The 13,516-nt window shown below is 61.5% G+C and carries 9 protein-coding genes and 2 pseudogenes; 8 read left to right on the top strand and 3 right to left on the bottom strand.

The window, feature by feature from the left end:
* Positions 1 to 385: 385 nt before the first annotated feature.
* Together ACFXS9_RS07350 and ACFXS9_RS07355 are read left to right on the top strand one after the other, a co-directional pair.
* Positions 386 to 2,611, top strand: coding sequence for an SIR2 family protein (locus ACFXS9_RS07350; protein ID WP_392686716.1), 2,226 nt, complete (start codon positions 386 to 388; stop codon positions 2,609 to 2,611).
* Positions 2,612 to 2,614: 3 nt separating this feature from the next.
* Entirely contained in the window at positions 2,615 to 4,117 is a 1,503-nt protein-coding gene (locus ACFXS9_RS07355) for a hypothetical protein (protein WP_392686719.1), read from the top strand.
* A 131-nt stretch (positions 4,118 to 4,248) separates the two neighbouring features.
* On the opposite strand, the gene ACFXS9_RS07360 is transcribed toward ACFXS9_RS07355, so the two are convergent.
* The 3 genes from ACFXS9_RS07360 to ACFXS9_RS07370 all read right to left on the bottom strand — a co-directional run bounded on the left by ACFXS9_RS07360 (position 4,249) and on the right by ACFXS9_RS07370 (position 5,934).
* Entirely contained in the window at positions 4,249 to 4,707 is a 459-nt protein-coding gene (locus ACFXS9_RS07360) for a PIN domain-containing protein (RefSeq protein ID WP_392686722.1), read from the bottom strand.
* Positions 4,646 to 4,849, bottom strand: coding sequence for a type II toxin-antitoxin system VapB family antitoxin (locus tag ACFXS9_RS07365; RefSeq protein ID WP_392686725.1), 204 nt, complete (start codon positions 4,847 to 4,849; stop codon positions 4,646 to 4,648). The genes ACFXS9_RS07360 and ACFXS9_RS07365 overlap by 62 nt, the downstream gene beginning before the upstream one ends.
* A 143-nt stretch (positions 4,850 to 4,992) precedes the next feature.
* Positions 4,993 to 5,934, bottom strand: a complete 942-nt coding sequence (locus ACFXS9_RS07370; RefSeq protein ID WP_392686728.1) for a ring-cleaving dioxygenase — start codon at positions 5,932 to 5,934, stop codon at positions 4,993 to 4,995.
* 119 nt (positions 5,935 to 6,053) lie between these two features.
* On the opposite strand from ACFXS9_RS07370, the pseudogene ACFXS9_RS07375 reads away from it, so the two are divergent.
* From ACFXS9_RS07375 to ACFXS9_RS07400, 6 genes and pseudogenes are all read left to right on the top strand, one after another.
* Positions 6,054 to 7,719 (top strand): annotated as a pseudogene (locus ACFXS9_RS07375) (bifunctional metallophosphatase/5'-nucleotidase).
* A gap of 89 nt (positions 7,720 to 7,808) precedes the next feature.
* A complete protein-coding gene (locus ACFXS9_RS07380; protein ID WP_392686731.1) occupies positions 7,809 to 8,735 on the top strand; it encodes a histone deacetylase family protein in 927 nt (308 codons plus the stop codon).
* Between the two features lie 129 nt (positions 8,736 to 8,864).
* On the top strand, positions 8,865 to 9,116 hold the full coding sequence (locus ACFXS9_RS07385) for an exodeoxyribonuclease VII small subunit (RefSeq protein ID WP_028346794.1): 252 nt from the start codon (positions 8,865 to 8,867) through the stop codon (positions 9,114 to 9,116).
* Positions 9,117 to 9,263: 147 nt separating this feature from the next.
* Positions 9,264 to 10,562 carry a hypothetical protein gene (locus ACFXS9_RS07390; protein ID WP_392686735.1) on the top strand — a complete coding sequence of 433 codons (1,299 nt, stop codon included), beginning with the start codon at positions 9,264 to 9,266 and terminating at the stop codon, positions 10,560 to 10,562.
* A 330-nt stretch (positions 10,563 to 10,892) separates the two neighbouring features.
* A pseudogene (dxs, locus tag ACFXS9_RS07395) lies at positions 10,893 to 12,838 on the top strand (1-deoxy-D-xylulose-5-phosphate synthase).
* 113 nt (positions 12,839 to 12,951) lie between these two features.
* A complete protein-coding gene (locus tag ACFXS9_RS07400) occupies positions 12,952 to 13,515 on the top strand; it encodes a nucleoside 2-deoxyribosyltransferase (protein WP_392686738.1) in 564 nt (187 codons plus the stop codon).
* The last annotated feature ends 1 nt before the right edge of the window (position 13,516 follow it).

Consider the following 13,516-nt stretch of genomic DNA (forward strand, 5'->3'; position numbering starts at 1 on the left):
GCGATCCGCCCCTCGTGAGGGATGAGACAGCGAGATTTTTAGTGCTGATTTGGGGTGGTCGAAAAGGAAATTGTTTTTTCGGAAGGGACTGGACGGTGCAAATCACGTTGATTTGGCTGGGGAAATTAGTGTTTGCGCGCAGGGCCCAGGGGTGCAGGCGAATGATTTGGCGCTGTCAAGGTAGCCGAAAAATTACTTCCGCTTCTCCTCGCATGAGCATCGCCAGTCGCTTGGCGGGACTCCGGACACGAATGTTATAGAATATCCAGGTCGACTGATAAGGCCGCTGAGCGGCCAAAACACCCGTGATTTCTCCTTGTGGAAATCCCGCGCGGGCAGCGGCTTTGTGCTTGTTTTGTTCCGCCGAATCGGCCAGCCACTATTAATGACCCATTCCACGAGCGTCGCGCTTCTCCGCTCTTTGCTCACGCCGGACAACGATGCAAGGCCGACGTTTTTATTCGGCGCCGGGGCATCGTTTTCGTCCGGGATTCCGCTTGCCGGCGAAAGCGTCAACCGCCTTGCAAAACAGGTTTACGCCGATCGCGTTCTCGGCGGCAAGACTCTAACTGAGCAGATCAAGGTGTCGGAATGGACCGCTTGGCTCCAAGGGCAATCTTGGTTTGTCGATGGCGCCGGTCGCCTCGCGGAAAACTTTCCTCTCCTGATCCAGGACCAGCTTCGTCCAGAAGCTTATCGTCGAAACGCCCTGCTCGGCCTTGTTGCCTTGAAGCAAGAACTCGGCCCCGGCTACCGGGCTGTCGCCGAACTCGTGCTGCGCGGGCTGGCCGGCACGATCCTCACGACCAATTTCGACGTGTGCCTGCCGAAAGCCTTGAACGAGAAGCTGCCGCACATCCGATACGTAGCCGAGGTCAATCGCGGACCCGACGACTTCAACGAGTATAATCCCTTCGCGCGGGCGCAAATCGTCTGGCTTCACGGCAAGGCCGAGCAATACACCGATCGAAACCTCGTCAGCGAGACGCAAACACTCGACCCAGAACTCGTCAGGAAGCTAACGCCCCTTTTGGATGCGACGCCCCTCATCGTCGTCGGCTACCGCGGCGCCGAGCCTTCCATCACGAAGTCCTTGCTTGGCGAAGATACGGGGCTCAAGTTTCGGCAAGGCATCTATTGGTGCCACCGCCCCGCAGAAACGCCGCACCCGAATGTCGAGGCGCTCGCGCAACGGCTTGGCAGTAATTTCCGTTACTTGGAAATCGATGGGTTCGACGAGCTCTTTGTCGATCTCAATACCGAACTCGCCGGCATCCAGCGTTTTGCTTCCGCCGATGCGCCGATGCCGACGCTGCAATTCGACGACGAACCGGTCCTTAACGCAACCTGGGCCGATGTCGATACGGATCTCGCGCTCACGACGCTGCGGCAATACTGCACCAAGCTCAACCGCGGGCCGATCGACTCTTCCCAGTTGAAGCCACTCATGCGAGAGCTGGGTTTGTTGGTCCGCGTCGAAGATGATGAAAAGCCGAGCGCCGCCTGCATTCTTCTCTTCGGCCGCGATATGGGGCGCTTCTTCTCTCACAACGTGATCACGGGCACGGTCACGGGAAAAAAGCGAAAAGTTTTCAACGGCAACTTACTCAGCCAATACAAGGCCGTGCTCGAATGGTTTGACGAGGAGCAGGTCAATCCGCCGATCAAGGTCAAGGTGCGCCGCCAGCACGAAACGCGCAAATCCTATCCTGACCGGGCCTTGATCGAGCTGCTGGTGAACATGATCGTTCATCGCGATTTTTCGATCGCGAGGCCGTCTCAGATCGACGTGGTGCCGAACCGATCCATTCGTTTCATCAATCCGGGTTCGCGGCTCCCCTCAGCCATGAACCGCCTTACACTCGGGCCCGACGGTGCTTTCGAGCCCGTGCCGCAGTTTAGCGAGCTGCGCAACCGTGCCCTATGCGACGTGTTCTTCGGCATAAGCGCGATGGAGCGGGCCGGCACCGGCCTTACCGACACCTGCGAGCTTGCAGCCGAGATCGGCGGCGCGGCCACTTTTGCCTATCCGCCCGGCGAGGACAGTTTCAGCGCCGAACTGTTCCGGATCGAAGCATCCGCCGGTTCAACCACCGTGGCCCGCGATACAAGGCCCGTTGGCACCTATGTCCTCAACCTTCTATCTTTTGCATCCACGCCACAGAATCTAACGCACATCCCGATCGAGGTGACAGGCTGGAGTGAACTGGAACGAAAGGTCCCGCTAGAAGAAGCTGGAACCTTCGTTTACGAATGGCGCACCGGCGATCTCTGGAGCCTGATGCCCGAGCCACTGGTCAAACCTGGTTCGAATGTGAGGGATTTGGTTACGAGGTTGTCCGACAAGCCGGTATGTGGGGAATTCGGATCAAGCCGTTCTACATGTTCGCCAAGCGCGATGGCGTTTCGCCACTCCCCGGTTACATGCGCACCGGCAAGGCAACCCACCGCATCAAATTCGACCGCAACGCGAACGTCGAAAGTGATTTCGTCTTCTGGAGCCGTTTCCTTTCCCAAGGGGCCCAAACGATCAATATCGGCGGCCGGCATGTCGATGGACTTCTCCTCGATGGCTCCTTCGTGGCGATCGATGTTCAGGAAGGAGGACTGATCGATGGCTCTGCCACTCAAGATCGACGTTCTGCCTGAACCCGAAGTCGAGTTTGCGAATGCGTCGCACGACGTGGACCCGCGTCGCGGTCTCGCGGCCAACGGGCCGGCCGACAACCGTGGCTTAAGAACCATTCGTCTTGGACTTGTGGGTCTTCCCGATGACATTGAAGCCGCGCGAAACTGGATAAGCCGGCTCAAGCAATTCACGCCCGCGTTCGAAGGCAATTCCAACCGCTTCCGCGACTGGCCGGGGTCGAAGGAAGCGCTTAATTGCTCCTTCGTCATCGAGGATCAATTCGTGCGGCCAATCGAAGCCGTGCATTACAACAGTCTCTTTAAAGACGCGATGACCGGGCGCACGTTCGATGAACTCGTCGAAATGTTCGATGGCCGGATCAACAGCTTGTTTGGCGATGAAGCGCCCGACTGCATCGTCGTATGCATCAAGCCCGAACTCGGCGATTTGCGTGTGGCCAATCCCGGGCTGACGCCCGAGGAGCGCAAAGCCCTGGAGGTGTTGAGGGCCGAAGAGGAAAGCGACCAGCTCGCGCTGTTCCAGCCATCCGAGGAAGAAAAGAAGGCAGCGCAAGAGCTCTATACGGTCGCTGACGATCTTTTATTCCGAACGTTCTATCGCGCCATCAAAGCGCGCGCGATGACACACGACGAAGCTGTTCCGATCCAGATCCTTCGGCGCGACACCATCGACCGCGCCGACGATAAGGGTCAAAGCTACGCGACGCGGTCCTGGAACTTCGCCACCTCGCTGTATTACAAGGCGAAGGGAATTCCCTGGCGTCCGACCGACCTGCCGAAGAACGTCTGCTTCGTCGGAATTTCATTCCACCACATGAAGAAGCGAAGCGGCCACCTCGTTTACGCGAGCGTCGCGCAAGCCTATTCAACTGACGTCGAGCCGTTTGCGTTAAAGGGCGCTAACATCGATCACAAGCAGAAGCACGACAGGCAGCCATATCTCAACGAGGCGCAAGCATCCGGGCTCCTCGAAGACGTCCTTTCTCAATATCTCAACCGAGCCGGCGTCATGCCCGACAGAATCGTCATTCACAAAACGACCGGATTTGCGCCCGAAGAGCTGAAAGGCTTTAACAAGGGAGCGAAAAATCGTGTTTCCAAGGTGGACTATATCTGGCTTCGACCAACGTCATTCCGGATCGTCCGAAAGGGCCAGGAAGAGCCTTGGCGCGGCACGCTTTGCACGTTGACGGATCAGTCCTACCTGTTCACGAGCGGTTACGTGCCGTGGTGGAACGAATATCCCGGCATGCACATTCCGGCGCCGCTCGAACTCGGTAGTGCAGCCGCAACGAATATAAAGGATCGCGCAAAAGAGATTCTAACGCTCACGAAAATGAACTGGAATTCGAGCGACGGAATATCCCGACTGCCCATCACGCTTCTGTTCGCACGCCGCGTCGGCGAGCTCATGTGCGAACTGTCGGATAACGCCACGCCGAAACCGTCTTATCGCTTTTATATTTGACGGCGCTGCACGCGGGATGGTGTAGCTGCTCCCATGGCAAAAAACTGGATCATGGTCGTTCAGACCGGCTCCCCTATCAGGCGATTGCGGTGCCAGCGCACTTAACTGGCGTATCGCATCTTCACCGGCATTCACACGTGCGCCGGCACCTCGATCAGCCCCAAATACCGCATCATGGGCCTGAAGTCGCTGTCGTTGTGGAGCAGCGGCCTGCGATTCTCGATGCACCAGGTACCAATCAGCAAGTCGATGGTCTTGCAGATCGTGATGCCACGGCGTCGCAAGGAACGGAAATTGCGGGCCGCAGCGGTGGCGATCGCGTCGCCGGCCATCGATACGATCTCGAAGCGGCGCAGCAGAGCTTCCACCTCGCGGGCTGCCCGCTCGCTGTCGAGACGTTGCAGCACCTCGCAAAGCATCAAGTCGCCGACGATAATCTCCCCCGTGCCGAGTAGTGCGCGCGATCGCCGGACATCAGGCGCATTACGCCCGTTGAGGAAATCGATCCAGACGCTCTGTCGACAACGATCACCCAGCCCCTCGCGCCTTGCGACTGCGGGCGAGGTTGCCGCGCCAGCGGTACTTGCCAAAGGCCGTATCGACGTCCTGCTGCCCGCGCAGCTTGATCATCAGGCGCGGCGCCTGTTCCACCGTCTGCTTCTTGGTTTTCTGGCCAGAGGCTTTCTGCGCTTCGGCCATCAACGCGTCGTCGATTTCGATATTGGTGCGCATGACCAGTCTCGATGTGATGTGTATGGATCGAGGATGTTATACACATCCAGGCAGGCGCAATGGCGGCACGGGTTGATGGGTTTCGCTTCCGCCTTCGCTCGTTGAGCTACGGCGGACAAGTCGCTCTACCCATCCTACAGAATCTACATAATCGGCTTCAGCCCCGCCTCGATTGCCGCCCGTCGCGGCTCCAGGAACGGCGGCAGCGCCAGCTTCTCGCCGAGCGCTTCCATCGGCTCGTCGGTCGCAAAACCGGGGCCGTCGGTGGCGATTTCGAACAGGATGCCGTTGGGCTCGCGGAAATAGAGGCTGCGGAAATAGAAGCGGTCGATCTCGCCGCTGTTGGGGAGGCGAAACTGGTTCAGGCGCTGGGTCCAGGCGTGGTACTGCGCCTCGTCCGGCGTGCGGAATGCGACATGGTGCACGCCGCCGGCGCCCTGCTGCGCGACGGCTAAACCCTTGGCTTCGATCACGTGCAACTCGGCGGAGGGGCCGCCCTCGCCCATCTCGAATACATGAATCTCCGCGCCGTGGGCGGCATACTCGCGCACGCGGCGCATGTTCATGACCTCGGTCAGCACGGACGCGATCCGCGACAGCTCGTGCACAGTCAGCACGATCGGACCGAGGCCGCGGATCTGGTGCTCGACGGGCACCGGGCTGCGCTCCCATGGCGAGGCCGGGCCCACGCCGCCATCGTCGACCAGCACCAGCCGCTGCCCCTCGCCGTCCTCGAACGGCAGCGTCAGCCGGCCGTCGACTTCGATGATATCGCGAGTCGCTGCGCCCGCCTTCTTGAGGCGATCCCGCCAGTAGCCGAGGGTCTTCTCGCCGGCGACGCGCAGCCCGGTGCGCGAGATCGAATTGGTTCCGCGCCGCTCGGGGGCCGCGGGAAAATCGAAGAAGGTGAGATCAGTGCCGGGATTGGCTTTGCCGTCGGCATAGAACAGGTGATAGGCGCTGACGTCGTCCTGGTTGACGGTCTTCTTCACCAGCCGCATGCCGAGCAGGCCGGTGTAAAACGCCAAATTCTCCCGCGGCTTCGCCGAGATCGCGGTCAGATGATGAATTCCGCCTAGCTGCATTGCGTTGTCCTCGTAGTCACTTCGGTGGGCGGGACAGTTTGGCCTCTTGCTGGATCATGTAGGATGTGGCCACCGTCATTGCGAGCCAAAAAGTCAAGCTACCTACTAATGTCAGTGCCATGAGAACTCTCTTCCGTCCCATCCTTGCATTGTTGATCTTGTTTGCGCCTGCGACGCCATCAGGCGCGCAAACCACCGCGCCGGCGGACCTGCGCATTCTCGCGATCAACGATTTTCACGGCTACCTCCGTCCGCCGCCGGGCGGAATCACGATCGCCGATCCCGAAGATAAGACGAAGAAGATCACCGTCGAGGCCGGCGGCGCCGAACACATGGCGACGCTGGTGAGCCAGCTTCGCGACGGGCGCAAGAACTCGATCTTCGTCGCGGCCGGCGACTTGATCGGCGCCAGCCCATTCCTGTCGGCGATGTTCCATGATGAGCCGACGATCGAAGCGCTGTCGATGATGGGGCTGGCGCTTTCCTCCGTCGGCAATCATGAGTTCGACGAGGGCAAGGATGAACTCTTGCGCATGCAGAATGGCGGCTGCCATCCGGTCGACAAATGCCAGGGGCCGCACCCGTTTACTGGCGCGAAATTCCGCTATCTCGCCGCCAGCACGATCGAGAAGAGCAGCGGCAAAACGGTATTTCCTCCATACGAAATCCGCACATTCGACGGCATCCCGGTCGCCTTCATCGGCCTGACACTGAAAGGCACGCCGGGTCTCGTTGCACCGGTCGGCGTTGCCGACCTGGAATTCCGCGACGAGGCTGATACGGTGAACGCGCTGATGCCTGAACTGAAGGCGCGCGGCGCCGAGGCGATCGTCGTCCTGATCCACGAAGGCGGATTACCGACCGGCGACTACAACGAATGCCCTGGCGTTTCGGGGCCGATCGTCGATATCGTGAAAAAATTCGACAAGGCGGTGGATGTCGTGGTCTCCGGCCATACTCATCGCGCCTATGTCTGCGAGATCGACGGACGGCTCGTTACCTCCGGCGACAAGTACGGCACGCTCGTCACCGCGATCGATCTCAAGCTCGATCCCGTGACGCGCGACGTCATCAGCGCCAAGGCCGATAACACCATCGTCCGCACCGCAACGCTGGCGAAGGACGCCCAACAGACCGCGCTGATCGAGATCCTATGACCGGCTGGCCGCGCCGATCGCCAACCGTCCGGCGGGCTCGGTGACCGCAACGCTGTCGCGGGTGCCCAATGCCGCCGGCGAAAGCCCGCTCGGCGACATCATCGCCGATGCGCAACTCGCCGCGACCAGCAGCGAGACGAAAGGCGGCGCGGTCATCGCGTTCACCAATCCCGGCGGCGTGCGCGCCGACGTAACGCGGAAGGAAGATGGCGCGGTGACCTATGGCGACGTGTTCGCCAGCCAGCCGTTCCGCAATCAGCTTGTGACGCTGACGCTCACGGGCAAGCAGATCAAGGACATGCTGGAGCAGCAATGGCTCGATCCGAAGCGTCCGCGGATCCTGCAGGTGTCGAAGGGATTTGCCTATGCGTGGGACGCGAGCAAGCCTGACGGCGAACGCGTGCTGCCCGAGCGGATGTTGCTGAACGGGCAACCGGTCGATCCGGCCGCGAGTTATCGCGTCACCGTCAACAATTTCCTTTTCGTCGGCGGCGACGGTTTCACCGTGCTCACGCAAGGAACCGCGCCGCAGGTCGGCATCTACGACGTCGACGCGCTATACGCCTATTTTGCGGCGAACAGCCCGGTCAGCCCGACAGCTGCCGATCGCATCACCAGGATCAACTGAGCCGAGGCCAGAGGCCTTTCCGAGCGGCCCTTAAGAGCCTAGATTAGCCGCTCCTTACCGGCGCGTTCCTTATACGCCAGGATTTTTGCATGACGCTGCTTCTGACCCATACCGCCTGTCTCGACCATGTCACGCCTCCGGGGCACCCCGAGCGCCCCGACCGGCTGCGCGCGGTCGCCGAGGTGCTGGGGGAAGAGCGCTTCAAGCCGCTCTCGCGCGGCGATGCGCCGGAGGGCAATCTTGATTCCGTCACGCTGTGCCATGGCGAACATTATATCGGCGAACTCCGCCACATCGCCCCTCAGAGCGGGATGATCTATATCGACGGCGATACTTCGATGTCGCCGGGCACCTGGGAAGCGGTGATGCGTGGCGTCGGCGGCGCGGTGGCTGCGACGGATGCAGTGATGTCCGGAACCCACCAGAACGCCTTCGTCGCGGTGCGCCCGCCCGGCCATCATGCCGAGGTCTCGAAGCCGATGGGCTTCTGCTTCTTCGACAATGTCGCCATCGCCGCACGTCACGCCCAGCGCAAATACGGCATCGGCCGCGCCGCGATCGTCGATTTCGACGTTCATCACGGCAACGGCACGCAAGACATCTTCTGGCACGATCCGACCGTGATGTATTGCTCGACGCATCAGATGCCGCTGTTTCCCGGCACCGGCGCCAGCGGCGAGCGCGGCGAGCATGACACCATCGTCAATGCGCCGCTGGCTTCCGAGGACGGCAGCGCCAAATTCCGCGCCGCGTTCGAAAACCTGATCCTGCCGCAATTGCAGAAGTTCTCGCCGGAACTGATCATCATCTCCGCGGGCTTCGACGCGCACTACCGCGATCCGCTGGCCTCGATCAACCTGAAGGCGGACGATTTCGGCTGGGTCACCCGCAAGCTGATGGATGTGGCAGACAGCAACTCCAGCGGGCGGGTTGTCTCGGTGCTGGAGGGCGGCTACGACCTGCAGGGGCTGAAAGAGTCGGTGGCGGCGCATGTCACGGCGCTGATGGGCGCGTAAATCTCCGCCACAATAGATCCGTGGAGCCCTTTGTTTTGCCGCGTTTTCTTCGTGCGGGCCGGTACCCACGTCGCTTGAAACGCTATAGTTTGATTCCGCGCCTGAACGGGGCGCATTCGGGAACTCGATATGGCCGAAAATAACCAGATGGACGTCAAAAAACTCTCCTTCGAGCGGGCGATCGAGGAGCTTGAATCGATCGTGAAACGGCTCGAGGACGGCAAGGTGCCGCTGGAGGAATCGGTCGCGATCTACGAACGTGGCGAGGCGCTCAAGCGCCGCTGCGAAGAATTGCTGCGGCAGGCAGAGGCCCGCGTCGACAAGATCACGACCGATGCGAACGGCCAGGTCACGGGGACCGAGCCGCTCGACGTGCAGTAAGCCAGCCGTCTGGTATTTCGGGGTTCGCGCAACAATCGGGAATATCGGGCGAATTCCGCGCTCCCGGCCGTGGGAGGCGGACCAGCCGAATTAGTTCTTTGCCCCCCGCGCAGCCTGATATAGTCCGCCGACATTTGGGGACAGTACGTGCGCGTCGAGCACCGCCATATCATCTATATTCAGGGCTACGATCCGCGCGGGCTGGCGCAATATTACCGCATGTTCCGGACCGAGCTGCGCAAGTTCGGCCGGCTTTATCAGCTCCAGGCCACCATCGGCCGGCCAAAGGTGGCGTCCGACGACGAGATCGCGTCCTGGACCATCGATACCAAGGCTGAGGACTGGCAGACACGCACGTCCTACGACTTCCTCCGGTTCGAGGACTTTATCCAGCAGGACCTGGCGTCGCCGATCTGGCGCACGGTGTTCAGCGCGGTCTGGATCTACTGGCGTCTCGTCTTCGCCGGCACCATCGCCCGCTTCGGCAAGGCGAACTGGCGTTTTGCAACTTTCATCACCTATCCGCACCTGATGCTGTTGCTAGAGGCCGTGTGTGTCGGCGCCATCGCCTTCGTGTTCGAGAAGGGCCTGAACGCCATCGGCATTCCCGACGCATTCAGCATCGCCATCGCGGCCGCCCTCTTCGTGGCCCTGCTCGGCACGGTGCTGAAATACACCGAGAATGCCACCTACGTGCTTTATCTCCTGTGCGACACGATCTGGACCTGGGAGTTCTCGCACCGCGAGCGCCCGGAATGGGACCAGCGCATCGACCGTTTTGCCCAGCATCTGGTCAATGTCGCCAAGAGCACCGACGCCGACGAGATCGTCATCGTCGGCCATAGTTCCGGATCGTTCCTGTCGACCGAAATGCTGGCGCGTGCGCTCAAGCTCGATCCCGCGCTCGGCCGTCACGGGCCGCGGATCGTGCTGCTGACGATCGGCGGCAATTTCCCGATCGTCGGCTATCACGCCGTATCGAAAGAATTTCGCGAGCATCTGCGGATGCTGGCGGTCGAGCCGTCGGTCGACTGGATCGACTGTCAGGCCCGCAAGGACGTGATGAATTTCTACCAGTTCGATCCGATCACGAGCCACGGCATCGACGTTGGCGCCGCAAGGCGCAACCCGAAGATCGTGCCGGTTCGCTTCCGTGACATCATCCGGCCCGAGCACTACGAGAAATTCCGCTGGCAGTTCTTCCGCGTGCATTTCCAGTTCGTGATGGCCAACGAACGGCCCAACGCCTACGACTTCTTCATGATCGTCTGCGGGCCGGTCCCGCTCAGCGCGCGCATGGCCGTCCCCGACGCCGCGCTTGATGTCGCCACCGGCGATTCCGGAGCGCGCGATCGGGCCTGGAAGAGGATCGAAGCCGCCACCACGGCGGCCGCAAGTGCCACCGATTTGAGCAAACTGGAACCAACCGCCCGCCGCAGCGGTTGAAAAATCGAGATTTTTCGGCCCTGCGCCCCGGACGCCGAATCGGCGCTCCGGGTTGGCTTTGGCGGCGGCTTTGGTGTAAAGCTTGCGGTTCTATGCGCTGGGGAAAGCAGCCTGCCGGGCGATTTTCCACGGCTGCAAGCACTTCAAATAACTAAAGAAACTGAACCGGGAAGGGGTTAGAAGCGACTAAGTGATGCATATCACATGGCTTAATCCGGAGTGCATCTAGGCTTTCAAATCAGGTACCGGCCTGCCGGACTGGCAGGTGGGTCCGGATTTTCGCGGCGCGGTTAACGCGCTTCCCGTCTCGCGTCGGGCCTTTATCCCGACATGCAAAAGTGGAATATCGCAGTGACCACATATAGTAAAACGCCGCTTCTCGATACCATCCGCACGCCCGACGATCTTCGCAAGCTCAAGATCGAGCAGGTGCGGCAGGTCGCGGACGAACTCCGCCAGGAAACCATCGACGCTGTCTCGGTGACCGGCGGCCACTTCGGCGCCGGTCTCGGCGTCGTGGAACTGACCACCGCGATCCATTACATCTTCGACACACCGCGCGACCGCCTGATCTGGGACGTCGGCCACCAGGCCTACCCGCACAAGATCCTGACCGGCCGCCGCGACCGCATCCGCACGCTGCGCACCGGCGGCGGCCTTTCCGGCTTCACCAAGCGCAGCGAGAGCGACTACGATCCGTTCGGCGCGGCGCATTCCTCCACCTCGATTTCCGCCGGCCTCGGCATGGCCGTGGCGCGCGACCTCGCCGGTGGCAAGAACAACGTCATTGCCGTGATCGGCGATGGCGCGATGTCGGCGGGCATGGCCTATGAGGCCATGAACAATGCGGGCGCAATGAATTCGCGCCTGATCGTCATTCTCAACGACAACGACATGTCGATTGCGCCGCCGGTCGGCGCGATGAGCGCGTACCTGTCGCGGCTCTATTCCGGCAAGACCTACCGCTCGCTGCGCGAGGCGGCCAAGCAGATCAACAAGCGTCTGCCCAAGATCCTCGCCAACCGCGCCAACCGCGTCGAGGAATACTCCCGCGGCTTCATGATGGACGGTGGCACGCTGTTCGAGGAGCTCGGCTTCTACTATGTCGGCCCGATCGACGGCCATAACCTCGACCATCTGCTGCCTGTTCTGAAGAACGTCCGCGACATGGAAACCGGCCCGATCCTGGTTCACGTCGTGACGCAAAGGGCAAGGGCTACGCCCCCGCGGAAGCCTCCGCCGACAAGTATCACGCCGTGGTCAAGTTCGACGTCGCCACCGGCGCGCAGGCCAAGGCCAAGCCGAATGCGCCGGCCTACCAGAACGTGTTCGGCCAGAGCCTGGTCAAGGAAGCCGAGAACGACGACAAGATCGTCGCCATCACCGCCGCGATGCCGTCAGGTACCGGCGTCGACATCTTCAACAAGTCATTTCCGGAGCGCACCTTCGACGTCGGCATTGCCGAGCAGCATGCGGTGACGTTTGCGGCGGGGCTTGCCACCGAAGGCTACAAGCCGTTCTGCGCGATCTACTCGACCTTCCTGCAGCGCGGCTATGACCAGGTGGTCCATGACGTTGCGATCCAGAGCCTGCCGGTCCGCTTCGCGATCGACCGCGCCGGCCTGGTCGGCGCCGACGGCGCCACCCATGCCGGTTCGTTCGACAACGCCTATCTCGGCTGCCTGCCGAACTTCGTCATCATGGCGGCGTCCGACGAAGCCGAACTGGTGCACATGGTTGCCACGCAAGTCGCGATCAACGACCGCCCGAGCGCGGTGCGTTATCCGCGCGGAGAAGGCCGCGGCGTCGAAATGCCGGAGGTCGGCATCCCCCTCGAGATCGGCAAGGGCCGCATCGTCCGCCAGGGCAGCAAGGTCGCCCTGCTCTCGTTCGGCACGCGAATGGCCGAATGCGAAAAGGCTGCCGACGAACTCGCCGCCCACGGCCTGTCCACCACCATCGCCGACGCGCGCTTCATGAAGCCGCTCGACGTCGATCTGGTGCTGAAGCTGGCGCGCGACCACGAGGTGCTGCTCACCATCGAGGAAGGCTCGATCGGCGGCTTCGGCTCGCACGTCATGCAGACGCTGGCCGAACACGGCATGCTCGACGGCGGCTTGCGCATGCGTGCGATGATCCTGCCCGATGAGTTCATCGACCACGACTCGCCGGCCGCGATGTATGCCCATGCCGGCCTCGACGCCAAGGGCATCGTCGCCAAGGTGTTCGACGCGCTCGGCAAGGACTACAAGACCGAGACCGTCAAGCTCGCCTGAGGATGCGATGCGGGTGGGGAAACTCGCTCCACGCGAACAGCGCGAAGCGCGGATGCACCCCCACCCCAGCCCTCCCCGCAAGCGGGAGAGGGAGCGCTAGCACCGGTAAGCCCATGAAGATCTATCTGGCAGGTCCCGATGTGTTCCTGCCGGACGCCATCGAGATCGGGCGCCGCAAGGTCGCGATCTGCGACCGCCATGGCGTGAGCGGCCTCTACCCCCTCGACAATACGGTCGACTTTGCAGCCGCTGACGCCTCGCTCGCCATTTTCAAGGGCAATGAGGCAATGATGGATGCGGCGGACGCGATCATTGCCAATCTTACGCCGTTTCGCGGCCCCAGTGCCGACGCCGGCACGGTCTATGAACTCGGCTACATGGCCGGTCGCGGCAAGCTCTGCCTGGCCTATAGCAACGACCCCGCCGTTTATGTCGAGCGGGTAAAGCGGAACTACGAAGTGACCAAATCCGCCACCGGCCATCTGATCGACGGCGACGGGCTGGCGGTGGAAGATTTCGGCCTGCCCGACAATCTCATGATGATCCACACGCTCGATCTGCATGGTGCTAGACTGGTGACGCCGCGGCAGCGGCCGCAAGATATCTGGCACGATCTCACCTCGTTCGAGGTCTGCGTCGCTGTGGCGGCGGATCGCGCTACCGGCAAATCGGACTGAA

This window comes from Bradyrhizobium sp. RDI18, assembly GCF_043203335.1.
GTDB classification, from domain to species: domain Bacteria; phylum Pseudomonadota; class Alphaproteobacteria; order Rhizobiales; family Xanthobacteraceae; genus Bradyrhizobium; species Bradyrhizobium retamae.

Bases quoted from the DNA above. Each gene is read 5' to 3' on its own strand.
- ACFXS9_RS07350 (WP_392686716.1), top strand. From the start codon at position 386: ATGACCCATTCCACGAGCGTCGCGCTTCTCCGCTCTTTGCTCACGCCG.
- ACFXS9_RS07355 (WP_392686719.1), top strand. From the start codon at position 2,615: ATGGCTCTGCCACTCAAGATCGACGTTCTGCCTGAACCCGAAGTCGAG.
- ACFXS9_RS07365 (WP_392686725.1), bottom strand. From the start codon at position 4,849: ATGCGCACCAATATCGAAATCGACGACGCGTTGATGGCCGAAGCGCAG.
- ACFXS9_RS07370 (WP_392686728.1), bottom strand. From the start codon at position 5,934: ATGCAGCTAGGCGGAATTCATCATCTGACCGCGATCTCGGCGAAGCCG.
- ACFXS9_RS07380 (WP_392686731.1), top strand. From the start codon at position 7,809: ATGACGCTGCTTCTGACCCATACCGCCTGTCTCGACCATGTCACGCCT.
- ACFXS9_RS07385 (WP_028346794.1), top strand. From the start codon at position 8,865: ATGGCCGAAAATAACCAGATGGACGTCAAAAAACTCTCCTTCGAGCGG.
- ACFXS9_RS07400 (WP_392686738.1), top strand. From the start codon at position 12,952: ATGAAGATCTATCTGGCAGGTCCCGATGTGTTCCTGCCGGACGCCATC.